The organism is Streptococcus sp. CCH8-C6 (assembly GCF_001557225.1).
Taxonomy (GTDB): domain Bacteria; phylum Bacillota; class Bacilli; order Lactobacillales; family Streptococcaceae; genus Streptococcus; species Streptococcus sanguinis_C.
Window position 1 is genome coordinate 28,651 of record NZ_LSJN01000060.1, and the last position, 21,883, is coordinate 50,533.

The 21,883-nt window shown below is 42.6% G+C and carries 19 protein-coding genes and 1 pseudogene; 11 read left to right on the plus strand and 9 right to left on the minus strand.

Annotated features, from left to right (window positions below):
- Positions 1-2 precede the first annotated feature (2 nt).
- The 3 genes from AX677_RS05590 to AX677_RS05600 are packed head-to-tail and all read left to right on the plus strand — an operon-like array spanning position 3 to position 2,060.
- Positions 3-1,418 (plus strand): Y-family DNA polymerase, encoded by a 1,416-nt coding sequence (locus AX677_RS05590; RefSeq protein ID WP_060976455.1) that lies wholly within the window; start codon positions 3-5, stop codon positions 1,416-1,418.
- Positions 1,415-1,789 (plus strand): hypothetical protein, encoded by a 375-nt coding sequence (locus AX677_RS05595; protein WP_002932650.1) that lies wholly within the window; start codon positions 1,415-1,417, stop codon positions 1,787-1,789. The genes AX677_RS05590 and AX677_RS05595 overlap by 4 nt, the downstream gene beginning before the upstream one ends.
- Positions 1,767-2,060: a DUF5960 family protein gene (locus AX677_RS05600; RefSeq protein ID WP_060976456.1), complete on the plus strand. Its 294-nt coding sequence runs from the start codon at positions 1,767-1,769 to the stop codon at positions 2,058-2,060. The genes AX677_RS05595 and AX677_RS05600 overlap by 23 nt, the downstream gene beginning before the upstream one ends.
- 76 nt (positions 2,061-2,136) lie before the next feature.
- Here the strand turns inward: AX677_RS05600 and AX677_RS09430 are convergent.
- The 8 genes and pseudogenes from AX677_RS09430 to AX677_RS05640 all read right to left on the minus strand — a co-directional run bounded on the left by AX677_RS09430 (position 2,137) and on the right by AX677_RS05640 (position 11,409).
- A pseudogene (locus tag AX677_RS09430) lies at positions 2,137-2,519 on the minus strand (DUF6290 family protein).
- A 58-nt stretch (positions 2,520-2,577) separates the two neighbouring features.
- The gene (locus AX677_RS09540) at positions 2,578-5,337 is read right to left on the minus strand and encodes a hypothetical protein (RefSeq protein WP_060976457.1); all 2,760 of its coding nucleotides are present in this window, start codon (positions 5,335-5,337) and stop codon (positions 2,578-2,580) included.
- 71 nt (positions 5,338-5,408) lie between these two features.
- Positions 5,409-8,060: a valine--tRNA ligase gene (locus tag AX677_RS05615; protein ID WP_060976458.1), complete on the minus strand. Its 2,652-nt coding sequence runs from the start codon at positions 8,058-8,060 to the stop codon at positions 5,409-5,411.
- On the minus strand, positions 8,053-8,631 hold the full coding sequence (locus AX677_RS05620; RefSeq protein WP_060976459.1) for an AAA family ATPase: 579 nt from the start codon (positions 8,629-8,631) through the stop codon (positions 8,053-8,055). The genes AX677_RS05615 and AX677_RS05620 overlap by 8 nt, the downstream gene beginning before the upstream one ends.
- Positions 8,631-9,191, minus strand: a complete 561-nt coding sequence (locus AX677_RS05625; protein WP_060976460.1) for a GNAT family N-acetyltransferase — start codon at positions 9,189-9,191, stop codon at positions 8,631-8,633. The genes AX677_RS05620 and AX677_RS05625 overlap by 1 nt, the downstream gene beginning before the upstream one ends.
- Before the next feature lie 342 nt (positions 9,192-9,533).
- Positions 9,534-9,788 carry a DUF1912 family protein gene (locus tag AX677_RS05630; RefSeq protein WP_002899692.1) on the minus strand — a complete coding sequence of 85 codons (255 nt, stop codon included), beginning with the start codon at positions 9,786-9,788 and terminating at the stop codon, positions 9,534-9,536.
- A gap of 26 nt (positions 9,789-9,814) precedes the next feature.
- Positions 9,815-11,176: a DUF438 domain-containing protein gene (locus tag AX677_RS05635; protein ID WP_060976461.1), complete on the minus strand. Its 1,362-nt coding sequence runs from the start codon at positions 11,174-11,176 to the stop codon at positions 9,815-9,817.
- Between the two features lie 2 nt (positions 11,177-11,178).
- Entirely contained in the window at positions 11,179-11,409 is a 231-nt protein-coding gene (locus tag AX677_RS05640) for a DUF1858 domain-containing protein (RefSeq protein WP_002894544.1), read from the minus strand.
- A 253-nt stretch (positions 11,410-11,662) separates the two neighbouring features.
- On the opposite strand from AX677_RS05640, the gene AX677_RS05645 reads away from it, so the two are divergent.
- The 4 genes from AX677_RS05645 to AX677_RS05660 all read left to right on the plus strand — a co-directional run bounded on the left by AX677_RS05645 (position 11,663) and on the right by AX677_RS05660 (position 17,424).
- Entirely contained in the window at positions 11,663-13,090 is a 1,428-nt protein-coding gene (locus AX677_RS05645; protein ID WP_060976462.1) for a helix-turn-helix domain-containing protein, read from the plus strand.
- A gap of 157 nt (positions 13,091-13,247) precedes the next feature.
- On the plus strand, positions 13,248-14,756 hold the full coding sequence (gene glpK, locus AX677_RS05650) for a glycerol kinase GlpK (RefSeq protein WP_060976463.1): 1,509 nt from the start codon (positions 13,248-13,250) through the stop codon (positions 14,754-14,756).
- Between the two features lie 68 nt (positions 14,757-14,824).
- Positions 14,825-16,651 (plus strand): type 1 glycerol-3-phosphate oxidase, encoded by a 1,827-nt coding sequence (gene glpO, locus AX677_RS05655; protein ID WP_060976464.1) that lies wholly within the window; start codon positions 14,825-14,827, stop codon positions 16,649-16,651.
- A gap of 68 nt (positions 16,652-16,719) precedes the next feature.
- Positions 16,720-17,424: an MIP/aquaporin family protein gene (locus tag AX677_RS05660; protein WP_002899687.1), complete on the plus strand. Its 705-nt coding sequence runs from the start codon at positions 16,720-16,722 to the stop codon at positions 17,422-17,424.
- 184 nt (positions 17,425-17,608) lie between these two features.
- Here AX677_RS05660 and rlmD read toward each other — a convergent pair whose 3' ends face one another.
- Positions 17,609-18,979, minus strand: coding sequence for a 23S rRNA (uracil(1939)-C(5))-methyltransferase RlmD (gene rlmD, locus AX677_RS05665; protein WP_060976465.1), 1,371 nt, complete (start codon positions 18,977-18,979; stop codon positions 17,609-17,611).
- A gap of 55 nt (positions 18,980-19,034) precedes the next feature.
- On the opposite strand from rlmD, the gene AX677_RS05670 reads away from it, so the two are divergent.
- The 4 genes from AX677_RS05670 to AX677_RS05685 all read left to right on the plus strand — a co-directional run bounded on the left by AX677_RS05670 (position 19,035) and on the right by AX677_RS05685 (position 21,679).
- Positions 19,035-19,811 (plus strand): aminoglycoside 3'-phosphotransferase, encoded by a 777-nt coding sequence (locus AX677_RS05670; RefSeq protein ID WP_060976466.1) that lies wholly within the window; start codon positions 19,035-19,037, stop codon positions 19,809-19,811.
- 26 nt (positions 19,812-19,837) lie between these two features.
- Complete coding sequence (gene recX / locus AX677_RS05675; protein WP_060976467.1) at positions 19,838-20,614, plus strand: recombination regulator RecX; 777 nt, start codon at positions 19,838-19,840, stop codon at positions 20,612-20,614.
- 86 nt (positions 20,615-20,700) lie between these two features.
- Positions 20,701-21,234, plus strand: a complete 534-nt coding sequence (locus AX677_RS05680) for a DUF402 domain-containing protein (RefSeq protein ID WP_002896978.1) — start codon at positions 20,701-20,703, stop codon at positions 21,232-21,234.
- Between the two features lie 127 nt (positions 21,235-21,361).
- Positions 21,362-21,679, plus strand: a complete 318-nt coding sequence (locus tag AX677_RS05685; protein ID WP_060976468.1) for a DUF960 domain-containing protein — start codon at positions 21,362-21,364, stop codon at positions 21,677-21,679.
- The last annotated feature ends 204 nt before the right edge of the window (positions 21,680-21,883 follow it).

Sequence of the window (21,883 nt, forward strand, 5' to 3'; positions counted from 1 at the left end):
CTATGGTCCTATTTGATTATTCACGCGAGCCTCGTTCAGACATCGCTTTTGTGGATATGAAAAGTTTTTATGCCTCTTGCGAATGCATTTCCCTCGGCCTTGACCCTTTAAAAACCTCGCTCTGTGTCATGAGCCGAATTGAAAATTCTGCTGGACTGATATTAGCTGCCACTCCTCTCTTTAAAAAGAATTTCGGCAGCCAGAATGTCAGCCGAAGCTATAATCTTCCTTTTGATGTCCACACCCGCAAGTTCAACTATGCTGCTGCCCACAAGCAGGGACTGCCTATTACAGCAGATTATGTGCGCTTTATTGAAGATGCTGCTCAAAAGACCTTATTGGTCCCACCTCGGATGAACTACTACATCCAGAAAAACATGGAAATCCAAAAAATTTTCCAGGATTTCGCAGCTCCCGATGACATTTTCCCCTACTCAATCGATGAGGGCTTCCTAGATTTGACAAGCTCTATCAACTACTTCATTCCTGATCAGACGCTGGACCGCAGGACCAAACTGGACCTGCTGGCTGCCCGCATTCAACAGGCTATCTGGAAGAAGACCGGGATTTATGCCTCTATCGGCCTGAGCAACGCCAATCCTCTTCTAGCCAAATTAGCCTTGGACATTGAAGCCAAACATACAAAAAAGATGCGGGTCAACTGGTCCTATGAAGATGTTCCCAGTAAGGTCTGGACTATTCCAAACATGACTGATTTTTGGGGCATTGGCCACCGAACGGCCACTCGTCTTGAGAAACTAGGCATCCACTCCATTTATGATTTAGCTCACTTTAACCCCGATATTCTCAAAAAAGAAATGGGGGTTATGGGTCTGCAGCTTTGGTTTCACGCTCATGGCATTGATGAAAGCAATGTTCACAAGCCTTATCAGGTCAAGTCGCATGGATTAGGGAATTCGCAAATTCTCCCCCGAGACTATAGACAGCAGGCAGAGATTGAGCTTGTTTTCCAAGAAATGGCTGAGCAAGTTGCCATTCGGCTCAGACGGTCTGGTAAGAAGTGCCAGTGTGTATCCATCTATGCCCGCTATTCCAAGCAGGAGCGCCTGCCTTCCATTCATACACAGAGAAAAATTGAGCCTACCAATAACAGCGATCGATTGGCTCAAATCGTCGTTCAGCTTTTTCGTTCTAAATATCAGGGCAGGGCTATCCGACAGATTGGCGTTTTTTACAGTGACTTTGTCGATCAAGGTTATGGTCTGATTTCTCTCTTTGATGATCCTCTGCAAATTCAAAAAGAAGAGGAGCTCCAGCTGACGATTGACCGCATCAGAGATCGCTTCGGCTTTGCCTCTTTGCTTAAGGGATCGGCCTTGCTGGAGTCCTCTCGTGCCATCGCTCGAAGCAAGCTAACAGGTGGCCATTCAGCTGGAGGGCTGGAGGGCTTATCATGACCGACCGCTCTTATCTCCCCTACCAGTCGGCTCGTGACTTTCAGGATCGAGGCATGGCGAAATGGGCTGGCTTTTTTCTCTCTGAACACAGCACTACTCTGGCCCAAAAAGAACTAGATATCAGTCGCCTGACCCAGCTTGACAGACAGGAAAAATTCCACTTGCTCAGTCAAGCCTACAGCCAGCAAGTTCCCATCCGAATCACCTTTCTTAATAAGGAAAGGCTGACCGACATTAATGCTACCGTCTTTCATCTGGACTGCAAGCGAGTCCTCCTGCAGGAAGGTGACCATTACAAAGGCCTTGCTATCCACCAGATTCTTTCGATACAAGCCCTAGGAGGCACAGATGACTACTCAGAATCTACATGAGGAACTTCAATTTGACTATTTTTCCCAGAACTACTATCAATTTCAAGAAGATTTTTATCAATTCTCCAATCTTCCCCAGCCTCTGATGGTCATGGAAGACGATATCCTCCGCCACATGGCCAGCCGCCAGGTCACTTATTTCAAACTCTCTAAGGCCAAAAGTTTAGATCAGAAAGACCATTACTTCCACTTTACCATCAGCCGTCCCGAACAGACAAAGCGACTCTGCATTTACCACTATCAAGGCCAAACAGAAGATATAAATTACTAACCTCCCAAACTGAGTTTGGGAGGTTAGTGTATGGTTGGTGCTGGGAAAGGAGTCTAGTATAGGAATTATTTAAAAACTAAAGGCTCCTTTTACTTACCCAACCGATGGCATCGCTAGGTGGGTTTTCGGTATCAATCCAGATGAATTCAATTCCAATTTCGCCATTTTAAACTTAGTCAAACGAATACCATTGATTTCCAGTTCATTGAGCCGTTTTCCCGTCAATAGCTCCCGTTCCTTCAACTGGAAAACACCACGTAAGATCCAATTTCCAAGAATTTCTTGCTTATCAGTTGACTGGATCGCCTTACCAGCTTCTTGGATGTCATAAAGATACTCTAACTTTTCTGCCAAAATCTGAGCAATAAACTCCGACTTAGAGATATTGTGGGAACTCGTCCATAAAGTCAGCTTTTCATTTAACTCATCTGATAAACGGACTGAAGTTGGTACAGCCATGAAATTATGTCTTGTTAAATTTAATGGTGTTAACTAATGATTTAAAAGTATGAATCCATTATTTATATCGATATTTTTTTCTAACTTTTGATTCAGATTGTTTATCTTCGTAAAATAAAATATCATTTAATCTAGAAATGATTTGTCCTTTCTGTAGGATTGAAATATTATCAACCCCAGAATCTTTTTTAACAATTGACTCTACATATTCTTCAACAGTTTTATTATGCGAATTCAATATAAATATCAATTTACATTTAATCCCCTCTAGAAATTGAGTATCCATATATAACTCTTGATAAAAACTGTCAATAATTTTTAGGGTATAAAATTCTAACACTCCTTCCCCACCAGACCAATAAAATGGACTATTTGAAGTCATGGCATCAAAAATGGTTCTTCTAGTATAGCTAAAATCTCGATTGTAACGGTGAACCCTGAATCTTAATATCCATTCTAGACGTAATAAACTTGATACTGATAGATTTGCTATTACATTTGATAAGTCAACTTTATTCGTACTCAAAAGATATTCAACTGATAATTGTATATCATTTTGCTTGTACGAATAAAAATCATTTGTGAAAATAGAATCTAACTTATCAGTAAGAAGCAAATATTCTCTACAGAAGTTATCAATTTTCTCTTTATTTCTAACACGTTTCCAATGTAATTTATTACTGGAGACTTTTATACTTTTTTCACTTTGATTCGCTCTTGTTACTACCTTACCAAAGCTGAATGAATCATTTATAAAGCTAAATCTGCTTGAGAATGAAAATTTTTTACCTGACAATAACCATTGAACATAGACAATTTTAAGTTCTGACATTTGATGACTTCTACCAAACTGATTAAACCAATAAAAATCTGTTATTTTTTCATTTCGTTTTGTCCATAATTTATCTAAAATTTCATCTGTAATACGATAGCTAATATTTGTTCTTAAGATTATCTCTTTAGCTTGCTCGAAAAGGTAGTTTTGTTGCTCTTCATCGCAGCTCATTAATTTTTTAAACTCAGCATCATAAAATTCAATGTTATCATCCCATTGTGTATAGTCGGTGTAGATTAACCGATATAGCATAAAAGCTAATCGATATTCTTCATTCATACTTAATATTAAGTTTTGAATTTTTTCAGCTCTTCTTTTTTGTTTTATTTCTTCTTCACTCTCAGCTTCTGTAATTTTATTTTGGACGAAAGTTCCAATTATTCCTCTATCCAAATAATTAAAACAGATTTCTGAATACAACATACTGTTATGGAAATCATTATATTTTCTCCCATCAGACTCATAAGACAACTTTTTAAATTCTGGAAGAGAAAACTCTCTCTCTCCTTTCTCGTATAGCTTGAATAGCTGATTTAATTTAAAACGTAAAAAATCTTCATTTTGCTCTTGCAACTCTTTTTCTTCTTTGGAATTCTTAATAGAATGTAATTCATTCTTCAATTCATCAACTATTACATTTAGTTCGATAGCTTTATTGTTAATAAGAGTCTCAAATAAATATTCTTTGATTTTATAATCACTTGATTGTCCCAAATAGAGACTCGTAGGTTTCTCGATTTGTAAAACTTCAAATGTATCATCCTTTTTCTCAAGATTTTGGAAAACTCTAAGATCCTGCTCAATTAGTTCTTTCCATGTATTTGAAAGAATATTATCCTGAAATTTCTTCAAAAATTCCCATTTATATTTGCAATACCTTCTATAGAAGTTATAGAAACCAGAAATTTGCTTAGATGAAAGCTCTTCTAAATATTCATCGATTGAGTAAGCTAAGTTATAGTTTTCCCAGTATTCTTCATGAAAGATAGAATATACAAAATCATTACGCTCCTCTACATCAATTAATAAAAACCGATTTTCTAGAAAGACAGATACAAAATTATCGACATATTCATCTGGTTTTTTATATACTTTCCAAAATAACTCCTTCATTTCTCTTTGAAGATAGATAGAAATTTCCTCATCAACACTTGTTTTCCGTAATTCCCTCAATTTCTTTATCATCTCAGCCGATGACGAATCTTGATTTTGAATTTTTTTATGAATCACTTCAGCATTTAGCCTAAAAACATTATAAGCAACACTTATATTCAGTTTTAGTAAATAGATATAAATAATGACTACTATTCCTGAACTTGCTTGCCAAATATATTCAAGATAATTTGTCTGATGAATAAAATTACTTAAAACAGGCATTGCAACTGTAAGGAATAAAAGGATATGGAAAAATTTTGCCCGAGTGAATCTTGACCAAATTGATCTATCTAGCATGAATTTAGTCTTGCTTACTCCTAGATAATAAGCCTTATCATTTTCCGTTAAAAATTGAAGAAAACCAACGTATATACCATACAGACCAAATACTCCAATTTCAAAACTAATTAACTCAACGATATTGGTATTTTGAAACGAAACTGTGGGCACTTTGAAATACTCTTGAACATAGATTAATATTATCAGCAATAAAAGCAAGACAACTTCACTTATATCTCGAATATAAATTCTAATTTTATATTCGAGATAATCCTTAAAATTAATGTACCTCAATATAATATTTCGAACTAGAGGTATGGTTAATCCAACAATTCTTAATCCCCACAAAATATCAGATATAGAATAGAACAGTAATATAATGATAAGAGCAATATCTAAATTTTGCATTGATGTAAAACTTAAATTACTTGATTGTTTACATAACAAATACAAATAACCAATTACTATCACTATGTCCAGTTTTCTCCACCCATTAATAAACGAATTAATAGAGAATAGAAATAAGAAAATCCCGATTAAAATAAACATATACCCTCCGAGATAAGTTTTCTCTCTTCAAATTATACCAAGAAACACGGTTTATCACCGTGTTTCTATGTTTATTTCACCAACTTTTTCATCTCATCAATACGTGCGACCGTCGCGTCGTATTTGGCTTGGTAGTCGGCTTGTTTGTCGCGTTCTTTTTGGACGACTTCTGGTTTGGCATTGGCTACGAAGCGTTCGTTAGAAAGCTTCTTACCAACCATGTCCAGTTCTTTTTGCCATTTAGCCAGTTCCTTGTCGAGACGAGCCAGTTCCTCTTCGACATTGAGGAGGTCTGCCAGTGGCAGGTAGATTTCTGCTCCTGTGATGACGCTTGACATTGCGAGTTCAGGTGCAGGGATGGTTGATGCGATTTCCAAGTGTTCTGGATTTGTGAAGCGTTTGATGTAGTTGACATTGCTGTTAAAGAAGGCTTCCAAGTCGCTATCGCTTGTCTTAACAAGGATTGTGATAGGCTTGCTTGGTGCAACGTTTACTTCGGCACGCGCATTCCGAACAGAACGGATCAGGTCTTTAAGGCTTTCCACACCTGTGTGGGCAGCAAGGTCTTCAAAGGCTGGGTTAACAGTTGGGTATTCCGCTGTAACGATAGAGCCTTCTGAGATTTGCCCAAAGATTTCCTCTGTCACGAATGGCATGATTGGGTGAAGGAGTCGAAGGATCTTGTCCAAAGTATAAAGGAGAATAGAACGTGTGATGACTTTCTCTTCTTCGTTATCGCTATAAAGGACTTCCTTGGTCAACTCAACATACCAGTCCGCAAACTCGTCCCAGATAAAGTTATAGAGGATGTGGCCAGCCACACCAAACTCAAACTTATCAAAGTTTTCAGTGACTTTGCCGATCGTTTCATTGAGGTTGTGGAGAATCCAGCGGTCAGTGACATTTCCAGCTTCCTTGTTGGTAACTTTTTCGACATTGGCAGTTGCTTGCTCAAGGGTCAAGCCTTCATTGTTCATGAGGATATAGCGAGAGATGTTCCAGATCTTGTTAATGAAGTTCCATGAAGCATCCATTTTCTCGTAAGAGAAGCGCACGTCTTGACCTGGCGCAGAACCGTTTGAAAGGAACCAACGAAGGGCATCGGCACCGTATTTCTCGATGACATCCATTGGGTCAATCCCGTTCCCAAGAGACTTAGACATCTTGCGTCCTTGCTCGTCACGAATAAGACCGTGGATAAGGACGTTTTGGAATGGCTGACGGCCAGTGAACTCCAAAGATTGGAAGATCATACGAGACACCCAGAAGAAGATGATATCATAACCTGTTACCAAGGTTGAAGTTGGGAAGTAACGTTTGAAGTCTTCTGAGTCGACATCAGGCCAGCCCATGGTTGAGAATGGCCAAAGGGCAGAACTGAACCAAGTATCCAAGACGTCTTCGTCCTGAGTCCAACCGTCACCTTCTGGAGCTTCTTCGCCGACATATATTTCACCCTCAGCATTGTACCAAGCAGGGATTTGGTGCCCCCACCAAAGCTGACGAGAAATCACCCAGTCGTGGACATTTTCCATCCATTGGAGGAAGGTATCGTTGAAACGAGGTGGGTAGAATTCTACCTTGTCGTCTGTGTCTTGGTTGGCAATGGCATTTTTAGCCAATTGGTCCATCTTGACGAACCATTGCGTAGACAAGCGTGGCTCAACCACAACACCTGTACGTTCTGAGTGACCAACGCTGTGAACACGTTTTTCGATTTTAACGAGGGCACCGATTTCTTCCAACTTAGCAACGACTGCCTTACGAGCTTCGAAACGATCCATGCCTGCAAATTCGAAGGCCAAGTCATTCATGGTTCCGTCATCATTCATGACATTGACTTGTGGCAAGTTGTGGCGTTGTCCAACCAAGAAGTCGTTTGGATCGTGGGCAGGTGTGATTTTCACAACACCAGTACCAAACTCAGGGTCTGCGTGTTCGTCTCCAACGATTGGAATCAATTTATTAGCGATTGGAAGGATGACATGTTTACCAATCAAGTCCTTGTAGCGTGGGTCTTCTGGATTGACCGCAACTGCAACATCCCCAAACATGGTCTCAGGACGAGTGGTCGCAACTTCAAGGGCGCGTGAACCATCTTCTAGCATGTAGTTCATGTGGTAGAAGGCACCTTCAACGTCCTTATGAATCACCTCGATATCAGAAAGGGCTGTGCGAGCTGCGGGGTCCCAGTTGATGATAAACTCACCACGGTAGATCCAGCCTTTCTTGTAAAGGTCCACAAAGACCTTGCGAACAGCTTTTGACAAACCTTCATCAAGAGTGAAACGCTCACGAGAGTAGTCTACAGAGAGCCCCATCTTGCCCCATTGTTCCTTGATGGTAGTGGCATATTCGTCTTTCCATTCCCAGACTTTCTCTAGGAATTTTTCACGCCCCAAATCGTAACGGCTAATACCCTCACCACGCAAGCGCTCCTCAACCTTAGCTTGAGTCGCAATCCCAGCGTGATCCATCCCTGGAAGCCAAAGGGTGTCAAAACCTTGCATCCGTTTTTGACGGATGATGATATCTTGTAAAGTCGTATCCCAAGCATGACCAAGGTGAAGTTTACCAGTCACGTTTGGTGGTGGAATCACGATTGAATAAGGCTTAGCCTTTTGATCGCCTGAAGGCTTGAAAACATCAGCATCAAGCCATTTTTGGTAACGACCAGCCTCAACCTCGGCTGGATTGTATTTAGGTGAAAGTTGTTTAGACATGTGTTTGTCCTTTCTCTATTGTATTCATTTTATCTTGAATCTGCTTAGCAACTTCTTCTGCAGACAGATTCGTATTATTTATTTTAAGGTAGTGGTGCAACTCATTCGGTTGATGTTGGGAATTTAATTGAAGTGTTTCAGCTGTCTCTAAAATTTCTCTTTCAGATACCTCAATATGTCGTTTTAAGGGTTTGTGCTTTAATCGATTCTCCGTTCGATTTCGATGTAAACGCTCTTCAAGACTTGTTTCCAACTCCACAAAAAGAATCTCTTGATGATAGTCATCCAACAAATCCTGAATTTTCTTCAAATACAGCAGCTGGTACTGATTTGAAAAATCAATTACGTCTGTTAAAATCACCGATCGATGATTCCTAGCTCTTGCTCCAAGGAAAGAAAAGGTAAGCCCTCGAACAAACTCCCACATTTCCTCTGTAAAGTCCGGATAGATTTCCAGTGCAAAATCTATGGCTTGATGGTTATAAAAGAGGGTAGCATCCGTCAGTCGAGATAACTCTTGACCAATCGTCATTTTCCCAGAAGCCGGAGCCCCAATGATGAAAATGTGCATCAAACCACCTCCCACTCACTCCTCAGTAAGCCATATATCAAACTGTCACAGCGATTGCCTTGGGCATCTTTGCGGTCTCGAATGCGAGCTTCGAGGGTAAAGCCTAATTTTTCAGCGACTCGTTGACTTTGGATATTGTAGCCAAAGCAAGACAATTCTATCTTGTGAAGATTCAATTCTTTAAAAGCTAGGTCAATCAAGGCACGCGCTGCTTCGGGCACATAGCCTCGTCCCCAGTAGTCTGGGTGCAAGATATAGCCAAGCTCCAAGACATCATCCTCATGACGACGAGGGAAATCAACAGAGCCGATGACTTTATCTGTTCCTTTGACGACAATTCCATAGCCTGCTGGGAGATTCTCCTTTTTATTACGCTTAGGAAGGGTATGCTCCAGATAATAAATCTCATCTTCCAAGGTCTTGACGGGCGGAAAGCCTGCTGGATAGGAGACTTCTGGCCGACTGGCATAGTCAAAGATATCCACTGCATCAGCCACGGTGCGGACTCGCAAGACTAGCCGTTCTGTTTCTAATCGTTCTGGTAACTCAGCTCTTGTCATCCTTCTCCCTCACTTTCTACAAAAAATCGCCCCTGCCATATCTATGACAGGGACGAATGTGTTTATCCGCGGTACCACCCAATTTCGGGCAGATGCCCGCAACTTTTCTCTTCTTGTTTCTCTTTTATGACGTCGTTAACTCGCTTTGGCATACGCTAGTATAGCCTGCAACTCGCTGCCTAGTCCTAAAAGGAAACAAAAAGACACTTTTATTTCAATTTATCATCTCATCAGCAACCAGTTTTGACACAATTGTGGACTTCTCAGCACCGCCACTTTCTGTAAAATGTGGGATTCAAAACACCTCTGATGAACTTATTCTATCACCTTTCCAGCGAAAAATCAATAATTTCTCTCCCCCAAAAGTCCGTCTGGCAGGTCGTGGAAGCCTTTGCCCGCCTGATAGTTGGCGAATTTTCCTAAAAGGAACTGGTAGGCATCGAGACGACTTTCATAGCGAATGGCTGCTTCCTTGGCTCGCTCGTCCTGGTCCGCCTCGTAGACTGCCTGACTCTCCTTGAGCGCCATCTCGTTAATCATGACCTGGGTCTTGACCCAAGCTTCAAACTCCTGTAAAAATTCCTGTTCGTAACTCATTTTTCTCACTTTCTAACTGCAAATACCTAGTCCAAATCTCGGTAAAAATCACTGTCAATATCGCGGAAGGGCTGAATATCCTGTACGTACTCCAGCACCCCCTGAAATTCACCAGCCTCATCCCGCACCGCTGCATAGGTCACATGAACAAACTTGCCACGTGATTCCGACTTGAACCACATCTCAAACTTGTCCCGCTCTCCCTCACGCAGAGCCTTGAAAATCCGCCGCACCTTGTCCAAAAACTTGGGCGGGTGACAGAGCTCGACATTGCGTCCTATCTGGGACGGCGTCCGCTTGAAAATCATCTCGTCCGCTGGCACGCTGTCATTATAATACTGGAAAATATCGTCCTTATTGACAAAGGTAATCTCCATGGGCAGATGGTCCAAAATCAGATTGGCCTCCGCCACCGACAGATAGCCATGACCAAAAGGCTGCTGGGAGTCCCGATTAAAGTCTTGCTCCTTCTTTTCCTTGGGCTTAAAGGAGATAGTGACCTGACCATCCGGCGTATCAATAACCTGCTCAAACCTGCCATCACTAGTCTGCTCTGTGCTTGCTGGCGCTTCGCTTCCTTCATCAGCAACATCCCCAGCTTCCTCCTCCGAGAATGAGTGCCGCGCAGGAATCCATTTCTCCGTTGGCTTGATGATAGCATAGCCATAAGCATCGCTTTCCTCAGCAATCTTGAGCCAGTCATCCTGATGAAAGGACTCTAGGAGTATCATGAGAAGGATTGATTCTTCCTTGAAGATCATAGCTTCAAACTCAGCAGCAAAAGTCTCAAACTTGTCCTTGACTTCTTCAATAGAAGTATCAGGCAACTGCTCTGCAGCAATCTTAGCCTCTTGAAAAAGTTCTCGAATCTGGTCGTCTACCCCCCACATGACCTTGGGTGGCGAATCGTGGCCGTAGCTCTCCATGATGGGAAACATGAGCTCTTCCTTGCGCTGATAGTGGATATCAAACTGCCCTACCAAACCCAGCTGGCGCTGGAGTCCCTTGCGGATTTCAGGAAGAAGGTCCTCATCTTCTGTGCTTTCATAGGTAGATAGGAGCCTGCGAACCCGCATGAGGGCAGCCCGCAAGGCTAGATTTTCCTGCTTAAAGATCTGAACCGGATGACCCGGATGGTCGGTATCAGCCACCTCTACATTCTGAATGGCACCTTTAAAGAGGTTGGCATGGACATTGCAGAGGGACATGACATCTTCAAAGGTCACTCCCGTATCTGAGTTCATTAGCTCATGCTCCATCAGGCTGATCTCGATAGCGGACACACCTGCAAAATGCTCGTTGAAGAGCTCCTGAACGGACTCTGCAGAAGCACCGTTATGTAGGTCCAGCAAGATAGACTTGAGGACTTCAATGCGTTCAGTAGCCATGCCTAAATCCCCACCACTTCATAGCCGTTTAATTCCAAAGTTTGCTTGATTTTATTCAGGTCAATGCCGTTCATACCAGCTCCTTTTTTGATAGAAACCACGCGCCCGACTGTATTGCGCATAACAGGATTGGCCAGAGGCGTAAAGCCTAATTCTACCAGAACATCCAAAACTTCTGGCTGCTTCTCAATCACTTCTGCCACTGGGATAGACAAATCAATCACATTATCCATAGCTGCTCCCTCGTCGTCACTTTTCTACAATTATACCATAAAAAAGCGATCAGACTCAAAGCAAAAAAGTGTGAGTATCTGCTCCTCTTATACTTGTTCAAAAGAAATAGAATAGCGAATTAAGATAGACATGATGGCAGATTGTTTCAGTTTATTATTTCCTTAGACAACGATAAGAAAATATAAAGCACATTGCTTCGTCTTTTTTCTCTTTTGTGATAAGCTAAGATTAGTGAATTGAGAGGGTTTTCGTATGTATCTTGCAGACTTAATGGAAAAGAGTGAAGCGGGGCAGTTTATTGTCCTGTCTTATTTACAGCAGCATTCTACATCCAGTTTGAAGGACGTTATGTCTGAAACAGGCTTCTCGAAAGCAACCTTGACCAAGTACATTAGCTTGATTAACGACAAGGCTATGGACCATCATGCAGCCTTATCCATCCAGCTTCAGGACGAAACACTCAGTCTGTCTGTCGGACCGGATACCAAGGGACGGGATATTTGCAGACTCTTTTTGGGGAATTCTATCAAATACCAGATTTTAAACTACTTGCTTTACTATCAGCAGTTTCTAGCCCATCAATTAGCCCAAGAGCTCATGATCAGTGAAGCAACACTCGGCCGTCATATATCCGGTTTAAATCAGATTTTATCAGAGTTTGAGCTATCTATCCAAAATGGCCGCTTGAAAGGGCCTGAGCACCAAATCCGCTATTTTTATTTCTGCCTCTTTCGTAAGGTCTGGTCAAGCCAAGATTGGGAAAAAGAACTTCAAAAACCAGAAAGAAGACAGGAAGTTGTCGTTTTAGAAGAACTTTGCGGAGCCCAACTCTCTCAAGGGCAGCGATTGGACTTGGCTCTTTGGGCACATATCACCCAACAGCGCCTAAGAGTCAATGCCTGTCAATTTCAAATCATTGAGCAGAAAATGCAGGGCTATTTTGAGAATATCTTCTATCTACGCTTGCATCGCCGGACAAATGATTTCTTTGCCGGTCAGCACATTACTCTGAGTCAGGAAGACGGGGAAATGATGATTTTCTTTTCATTTCTGCTTTCCCATCGGATTCTGCCCCTGCACACCATGGAGTATATACTGGGCTTTGGCGGTGAAATTGCCAGTTTGATTACGCAACTGATTCAAGAGATGAAGGGCCAGGACTTGCTAGGTGACTACATTGAAGACCAAGTGACCTACGAACTCAGTCAGCTCTGCGCCCGCGTCTTTCTTTTCCGAGGCTATCTCTTGCAAGACAAATACAAGCATGACTTGGAATTGCGCCATCCTTACTTATGGAGCGAAGACGATTATCGACAAGTGGCAGACACTATTTTTAGCAAACTGCCTATTTTCCAGCAGGGAACATCTCTGGATAAAAAGGTTTTGTGGGAATGGCTCCAGCTGATGGAGTACATCGCTGAAAACGACGGTCAAGTCATCAAGATAGGAATGGACTTGACAGATAGCTTTATCGTTGTTTCCAGAATGACGGCCATTTTAAGACGGTATTTAGAGTACAATCGCTTTATTACGATTGAATCCTACGACCTTACTAGAAATTATGACCTCATCATCACCAACAATCCTATTCATCAGGCCCAGCAAGTTCCCATCTATTATTTAAAAAATGACTTAGATTTGGAAGATTTGGCTCAAATCCGTCACATGATATTTCATTAAGAAACTTGGAGAAATCCAGGTTTCTTTGTGATTTTCGCACAATCTCCTCAGATTTTTTTAAAATTTAAAAAAAGTTGATGAGCAAGAAAGCGCTTTATTTTATATACTAGTTACTGTAGAGGAAACATCCTCAAGATTTTTACTAGGAGGACAGTTCATGTCACAAGAAAAATACATCATGGCCATCGACCAAGGAACTACTAGTTCCCGCGCCATCATCTTTAACAAAAAAGGAGAAAAAGTTAGCTCCAGTCAAAAAGAATTTACTCAGATTTTCCCTCAAGCTGGATGGGTTGAGCACAATGCCAATGAAATTTGGAACTCTGTGCAGTCCGTTATCGCCGGCGCCTTCATCGAAAGTGGAGTCAAACCTAACCAAATCGAAGCCATCGGAATCACCAACCAGCGTGAAACAACTGTCGTCTGGGATAAAAATACAGGTCTTCCTATCTATAATGCTATCGTTTGGCAGTCTCGTCAGACTGCTCCTCTGGCTGAGCAACTAAAAAGCCAAGGCTATGTGGAAAAATTCCACGAAAAGACTGGTTTGATTATTGACGCTTACTTCTCTGCTACCAAGGTTCGCTGGATTTTGGACCATGTTGAGGGAGCACAAGAAAGAGCTGAAAAGGGCGAATTGCTCTTTGGGACTATCGATACCTGGCTGGTTTGGAAATTGACTGACGGTGCTTCTCACGTGACCGACTACTCAAATGCAGCCCGTACCATGCTCTATAACATCAAGGAACTCAAGTGGGACGATGAGATTTTGGAAATTCTCAACATTCCAAAGGCCATGCTTCCTGAAGTTCGTTCTAACTCAGAAATTTATGGTAAGACTGCTCCATTCCATTTCTACGGCGGAGAAGTTCCAATCTCTGGTATGGCTGGTGACCAGCAGGCGGCTCTCTTTGGACAGTTAGCTTTTGAGCCTGGCATGGTTAAGAACACTTATGGAACTGGTTCTTTCATCATCATGAACACTGGTGAAGAGATGCAACTGTCTGAAAACAACCTCTTGACAACTATTGGCTACGGTATCAACGGCAAAGTTTACTATGCCTTAGAAGGTTCTATCTTCATTGCAGGAAGTGCTATTCAATGGCTACGCGACGGTCTTCGGATGGTTGAACATTCACCAGAATCTGAAAAATATGCCCTTGATTCTCACAACAATGACGAAGTATATGTCGTACCTGCCTTCACAGGTCTGGGCGCTCCGTATTGGGATCAAAATGCCCGCGGATCTGTCTTTGGTTTGACCCGCGGAACCAGTAAGGAAGACTTTATCAAGGCTACTCTGCAATCCATCGCTTACCAAGTACGCGACATCATTGACACTATGCAGGTTGACGCTAAGACAGCTATTCAAGTCCTCAAAGTCGACGGCGGTGCTGCTATGAACAACTTCCTCATGCAGTTCCAGGCGGACATTTTGGGAATCGATATTGCCCGCGCTAAAAACTTAGAAACAACTGCTCTCGGTGCAGCCTTCTTGGCAGGACTGTCCGTAGGCTACTGGAAAGACTTAGACGAACTCCGTACTCTCAATGAAACTGGAGAACTCTTTGAACCATCTATGAATGAATCCCGCAAGGAACAACTCTACAAAGGATGGAAAAAAGCCGTTAAGGCAACCCAAGTCTTTGCAGAAATCGACGACTGATACTGATTCATATTTTGATAATCAAGTCAGTAGAAGCATGAAATGACTAAGTTAGAAAGTGTATAAATATGGAATTTTCAAAGAAAACACGTGAATTATCGATAAAAAAAATGCAGGAACGCACCTTGGACCTCCTGATTATTGGCGGCGGGATTACCGGTGCTGGAGTAGCCTTGCAAGCAGCTGCAAGTGGCCTGGAGACTGGTCTGATTGAAATGCAGGACTTTGCAGAAGGGACTTCTAGCCGTTCTACCAAGCTGGTCCATGGTGGTCTTCGTTATCTCAAACAATTCGACGTAGAGGTGGTCTCAGATACAGTTTCTGAGCGTGCTGTAGTTCAGCAAATTGCCCCTCATATTCCAAAACCAGATCCAATGCTGCTTCCTGTCTACGAAGAAGACGGCGCTACCTTCAGCCTCTTCCGTCTCAAAGTAGCTATGGACCTCTACGACCTCTTGGCTGGTGTCAACAATACTCCTGCTGCCAACAAGGTCTTGAGCAAGGAAGAAGTGCTAGAACGGGAACCTGAACTTAAGAAGGAAGGCCTGGTCGGCGGCGGTGTCTATCTTGACTTCCGCAACAACGACGCTCGCCTCGTGATTGAAAATATCAAACGCGCCAACCAAGACGGTGCCCTGATTGCCAACCATGTCAAGGCAGAAGGCTTCCTCTTTGATGAAGCTGGAAAGATTACAGGCGTTGTTGCGCGTGACCTCTTGACGGATGAAGTCTTTGAAATCAAGGCTCGCTTGGTCATCAACACAACTGGACCTTGGAGCGACAAGGTGCGCAATCTGTCAAATGATGGTGAGCAATACTCACAAATGCGTCCAACCAAGGGTGTTCACTTGGTGGTTGACTCTAGCAAGATCAAGGTTTCTCAGCCAGTCTACTTTGATACAGGCTTGGGAGACGGCCGGATGGTCTTTGTTCTTCCACGTGAAAATAAAACCTACTTTGGTACGACCGACACTGACTACACTGGCGACCTAGAGCATCCAAAAGTAACACAAGAAGATGTAGATTACCTCTTAGGCATTGTCAACAATCGCTTCCCAGAAGCAAACATCACAATTGACGATATCGAAAGCAGCTGGGCTGGCCTGCGTCCTCTAATCGCAGGAAACAGTGCTTCTGACTACAACGGCGGAAACAACGGTACCATTAGCGACGAAAGTTTCAATGCACTGATTGCGACCGTTGAAAGCTATTTGGCTAAAGAAAAATCCCGTGAGGATGTTGAAGCGGCTGTTATGCAACTCGAAAGCAGCACTTCTGAAAAACACTTGGACCCATCTGCTGTGTCCCGCGGTTCCAGCTTGGAACGTGATAACAATGGCCTCTTGACCCTTGCTGGCGGTAAGATTACGGACTATCGTAAGATGGCTGAAGGCGCTATGGAGCGTGTGGTTGAAATCCTCAAAGCAGAATTTGACCGCAGCTTCAAGCTCATCAACTCTAAGACCTACCCTGTTTCAGGCGGAGAGCTCAATCCAGCAAATGTGGATTCCGAAATCGAAGCATTTGCTCAACTTGGTGTCTCACGTGGCTTAGACAGCAAAGAAGCCTTCTATCTTGCAAATCTTTACGGTTCAAATGCTCCTAAAGTCTTTGCCCTCGCTCACAGTATCGAAGAAGCACCAGGTCTCAGCCTAGCGGATACCTTGTCACTGCATTATGCTATGCGTAATGAATTAGCGCTCAGCCCAGTTGACTTTTTGCTTCGCCGGACAAATCACATGCTCTTTATGCGGGATAGCTTAGATGCTATTGTAGAGCCTGTTCTGGATGAAATGGGACGATTCTACGACTGGACAGAAGAAGAAAAAGCAGCTTATCGCAATGATGTTCAGGCTGCCCTTGCAAATAACGATTTAGAAGAATTAAAAAAATAGAAAATACGAGAAGAGGCGGTAGGCAAAACAACTGTCTGCCTCCCCTTCTTTTAAATGGAGTAACATAAATGATGAAAGAAATATTTGGCGAATTTTTAGGAACACTGCTCTTGCTCCTTCTGGGAAATGGTGTAGTTGCAGGTGTGGTTCTTCCCAAAACTAAGAGTCACAATTCAGGCTGGATTGTGATTACTATGGGATGGGGGATTGCTGTTGCCATTGCTGCTTTTGTATCCGGCAACCTTGGCCCAGCCCATCTGAACCCTGCCCTAACTATCGGAGTAGCTCTGAAAGGTGATTTGCCTTGGGCATCTGTTCTTCCTTACGTCCTTGCTCAGTTTGCAGGTGCTATGGTCGGACAGTTCCTCGTCTTCCTGCAGTTCAAACCTCACTATTTGGCTGAAGAAAATCCGGCTAACGTCCTGGGTACATTTAGTACAGGCCCAGCTATCAAAGATACCTTCTCTAACCTGATTAGCGAAATCCTTGGAACTTTTGTCCTTGTGCTGACTATCTTCGCTCTTGGACTTTATAAGCTGCAAGCAGGCATTGGCACTTTTGCTGTCGGAACACTCATTGTCGGAATTGGTCTTTCACTTGGTGGAACAACTGGCTATGCCCTCAATCCAGCTCGTGACTTAGGACCTCGCATCATGCACAGTCTCCTTCCGATTCCAAACAAAGGAAATGGCGATTGGAGCTATGCTTGGATTCCAGTTGTCGGACCAATTATTGGTGCCGTCCTTGCAGTCCTAGTCTTCGGTTTATTCTAATATAACCGATTGCCATTGGAGAACACTTAACGAGTGTTCTCTTTTTTTGACTAATAGATTAGGAGGAGACTAATCTTCCTATAAATCCGTTGCAATTTTGACAAAAGAAAAGACTTAGACCTGTATTAGAGAAAACTAAGTCCTTTTTAGAATGATTTTGTCAGCTCTTGCGAGCTGCTTACGATTAACTCGAACGAGAGCTATCTCGCTTGGATAATTTCACCACTTCCTCGGTCCGAGCAGTATGCGGAAACATATCAACCGACTGGATATAGTGAACATCGTAGACCTGACAGAGCTTGACTAAATCCCGAGCCAGAGTTGAGACATTGCAGGAAACGTAGACCATCTTTTCAGGTGCATAACGAACAATCGTCTCCAGTAGCTTATCGTCCAGACCTGTTCGCGGCGGATCGACAATCAAGGCATCCGCCCGATAGCCCTCAGCGTACCAGCGAGGAATAATCTCCTCTGCCGTCCCAGCCTCGTAGAGTGTATTGTCAAAGCCCATCCTTTTCGCATTACGCTTAGCGTCTTCAATGGCCTCAGGGATGATGTCCATACCTCTCAGAGACTTGACCCTTTTAGCAAAGGCAAAGCCGATAGTCCCCACTCCGCAATAGGCGTCAATCAAATGATCTTCTTTCGTTACATCCAGCGCCTTAACCGCCTCCCCATAGAGCACCTCTGTCTGTTCAGGGTTGAGCTGATAGAAAGCTCGAGGCGATAGGGAGAACTCATAGTCCAGCACTCCTTCTTGGATAGCCTCCTCGCCCCAAATAATCTCTGTCTTATCCCCATAAATCTCACTGGACTTGCTCGTATGATAATTGACCGCTACTGTCTCCAACTCTGGAAATTCAGCCACTAGATCTCGAACGACTGGAGAAAAGTCCAGCTTACGCCCTGTCACAAAAATCATCTGCACCTGCCCCGTCTTTCTGGCCCTGCGAATCATGACAGTGCGTACTCCAGCAATCTTCCTCTCATCATAGATAGGCAGCCTATACTTGCCTAAAAGCCTAGCCACCTTATTGATGATCTTTTGCGTTACCTTGTCCTGAACCAGACAGTTTTTCAGCGAGACCAGATAGTGGGAATTCTGGGCATAAAGCCCAGCCTTAACCTCATCCTTGAACTTCCGAGTCTGAAACTGTAGCTTGGCCCGATAATAGAGCGGCTCCTGCATACCAATGGTCGGACGAATCTCGTAGTTTTCGTAACCAGCTGGCGCAAATTTTTTCAAGGCCTGACGCAGCAAATCTTCCTTAAACTCCAACTGCTTGTCATAGTGGAGGTGCATGATTTGACAGCCCCCACAGCTATCATAAATCTCACAAGGCGCTTCCACCCGAAATTTTGACCGCTTGTTGATAGTCAAGAGCTTAGCCTCGATGAAATTACGCTGAACCTTGGTCACCTGACAGTAGACTTCCTCACCCTTCAAAGCCCCTGGCACAAAGACCAGCGTTTTCTTATAAAATCCAATCCCTTCCCCATTGATTCCCATTTTCTTAATTTTCAAAGGGATTCTTTGCTTCACTTTCACATTCATGCTTCTATTATACCACGCCGCCTCGCATTAGTTGAGAATATGTTACAATAAAAGTATGAAAGCAGAAAAAATATCCCTTCCACTAGCCCAATTCCCTGAGCAAATACGAACTTATCTAGAGGGAGCCAATTTTTACGACAGCTCCTCACATTCTGCAGCCAGTGTTTTCTATGCTGATACGGGCTATTATTTGAAAATCGACCAAAAAGAACAGTTAGCCCAAGAAGCCACACTTGCCAAATGGTTTGAAAAGCAAGGACTCGGTGTACCTGTCATCCACTACCTAGCAGCAGATAAAGACTACCTGCTGACTAAAGAAGCCAAGGGTAAGGACGCCCTAGCCTTTCTCCAACAGCCAGAAGAACTTTGCCAAACGATGGTTGCCGCACTCAAAAGACTTCACAGCCTCCAAGCCCAGCATTTCCCAATCCAGCATCACCTCCAACACTATAAAGAGCAAGTAGAGGAAAATTATCGGAAAGGTTGCTTTTATCAAAAAGCCTTACTGCCTCAGTTTTATATCCAAAGCCGTGAAGAAGCCTACCAGCTTATCCAAGAGCAGGGACACCTACTGACGTCAGACTCCTTGATTCATGGAGATGCCTGCTTGCCTAATTTCATTCTGAAAGACGCAGCAACCTTCTCCTGCTTTATTGACGTTGGCCTCGCTGGCCTTAGTGATCGCCACATTGATCTTTACTGGGCAACCTGGTCTCTTACTTATAATTTATCTGACCCCCAATACGCAGAGCTCTTTCTTGACTACTATGGCAGGAAAGATGTTGATACAGACAAACTGCGCTTGATAGCTGCCTTTGAAGCATTTGGCTAAAAGAAAGGATTCTACCAAAATCTCTTATGAAAATCACAAAAATCGAAAAGAAAAAAAGACTCTACCTCTTGGAGTTGGACGACAGTGAAAAGCTCTATATTACAGAAGACACCATCGTCCGCTTCATGCTGTCTAAAGGAATGGAAATCACAGAGCAGGAGCTATCAGAAATTCAAGACTATGCGCAATTTTCCTACGGGAAAAATCTAGCCCTCTATCATCTCTCCTTCAAGCAAAGAACTGCTAAGGAAGTCAAAGACTACTTAACGCAGCACGACATCCAACCAGAAATCATCAGCCAGGTTTTGGACAATCTAAAAAAGGATAATTGGATAAATGATAGAAAGTATGCTCATTCTTTTATCCAATCCAACCTTCTCACTGGTGACAAAGGCGCTTTTGTTCTCAAGCAAAAACTCAGTCAAAAAGGGATTTCTAGCACTATTATTGAAGACGAATTGAGCCAGTTTGATTTCACTGAACTAACAGACAAGGTTGCCCAAAAGCTGCTCAGAAAATACCAGGGAAAACTGCCCAGCAAGGCCTTACAAGATAAAATTCTTCAATCCTTGATAAACAAAGGTTTTTCCTATAGTCAAGCCAAAACCGCCTATCAGCATTTGGAAATCGAAGAAGACCAAGAAAACCAGCAAGAACTGCTCTATAAAGAGCTAGAGAAGCAATACCGCAAGTACTCAAAAAAATACGACGGCTATGACTTAAAACAGCGTCTGACCCAAGCTCTAGCTCGCAAAGGCTATGATTTCTCCGACATCGCCAGCGCTCTGAGAGAATATCTTTAAGATTTTCTATGAAAACTTATGCATTTCTATGAAAATATGTTACAATAAAGAAGATAAACTTATAAATTGTAGAAAGTTGGTAAGTTATGAAACTTCCAAAAGAAGGCGACTTTATTACAATTCAAAGTTATAAGCATGATGGGAATCTTCACCGCACCTGGCGAGATACCATGGTACTAAAGACAACAGAAAACGCCATTATTGGTGTTAATGACCACACACTGGTAACAGAAAGTGATGGCCGACGTTGGGTAACACGTGAACCAGCCATTGTCTATTTTCATAAAAAATACTGGTTTAATATCATTGCCATGATTCGCGACAATGGAACTTCATACTACTGCAACCTAGCCAGCCCTTACTATCTGGATAATGAAGCTCTAAAATACATTGACTATGATTTAGACGTCAAAGTCTTTGCTGATGGTGAAAAACGCCTGTTGGATGTAGAAGAATATGAACGTCACAAAAAACAGATGCACTATTCTGATGATTTGGATTTCATTCTCAAAGAAAATGTCAAAATCCTAGTTGATTGGATTAACAACGGAAGAGGTCCATTTTCAGATGCTTATGTCAATATTTGGTACAAACGTTATGTTGAACTAAAGAATCGATAAAGTTGTCAAAGAGCGTAAGCTCTTTTTCTTTTGTCTAATTCAGACCTGCCAGAGGTCAAATTCTTGCAATCTCAAGCATTTTCGGGTATCATATAAGAAAATCCAGACTGTAAGAAAGGAGTCTCCCATGGCATTTACAAATACTCTCGGCCGATATGCCAGCTTTGGCATCATGACGAGCCTCCCTGAAGAAATTGTCGATTCATTGTGGTATATCATTGATAACAATCTTAAAGGTGTCTTTGAACTTCGCCCAGTCCTCAAGTTCGAAATCATCAACCGACAAGGAAGAGTATCCCTACGATTCTCACAAAAAAACTTCAACACCATTATTTCATTTGACTTAAACTATCAATTTGACCCTTTCTTTCCTAGAAAAGTCTACATCGTTGATAACAAGGGTAAAGAAACCATTATGCTATCTGACGAATACTCTTTGATGTAGTAAACCAAACTCAGCACATATAAAAACCTCTGAAGGCAACTATTCACTGCTATCAGAGGTTTTTATCTTTAGAATTATTCATCTCAACACACACAATTTTATTAAAACAAAAAAGATAGATCAGAATATCTATCTTCTATCTTATCTAGTCGGGAAGACAGGATTCGAACCTGCGACACCTTGGTCCCAAACCAAGTACTCTAC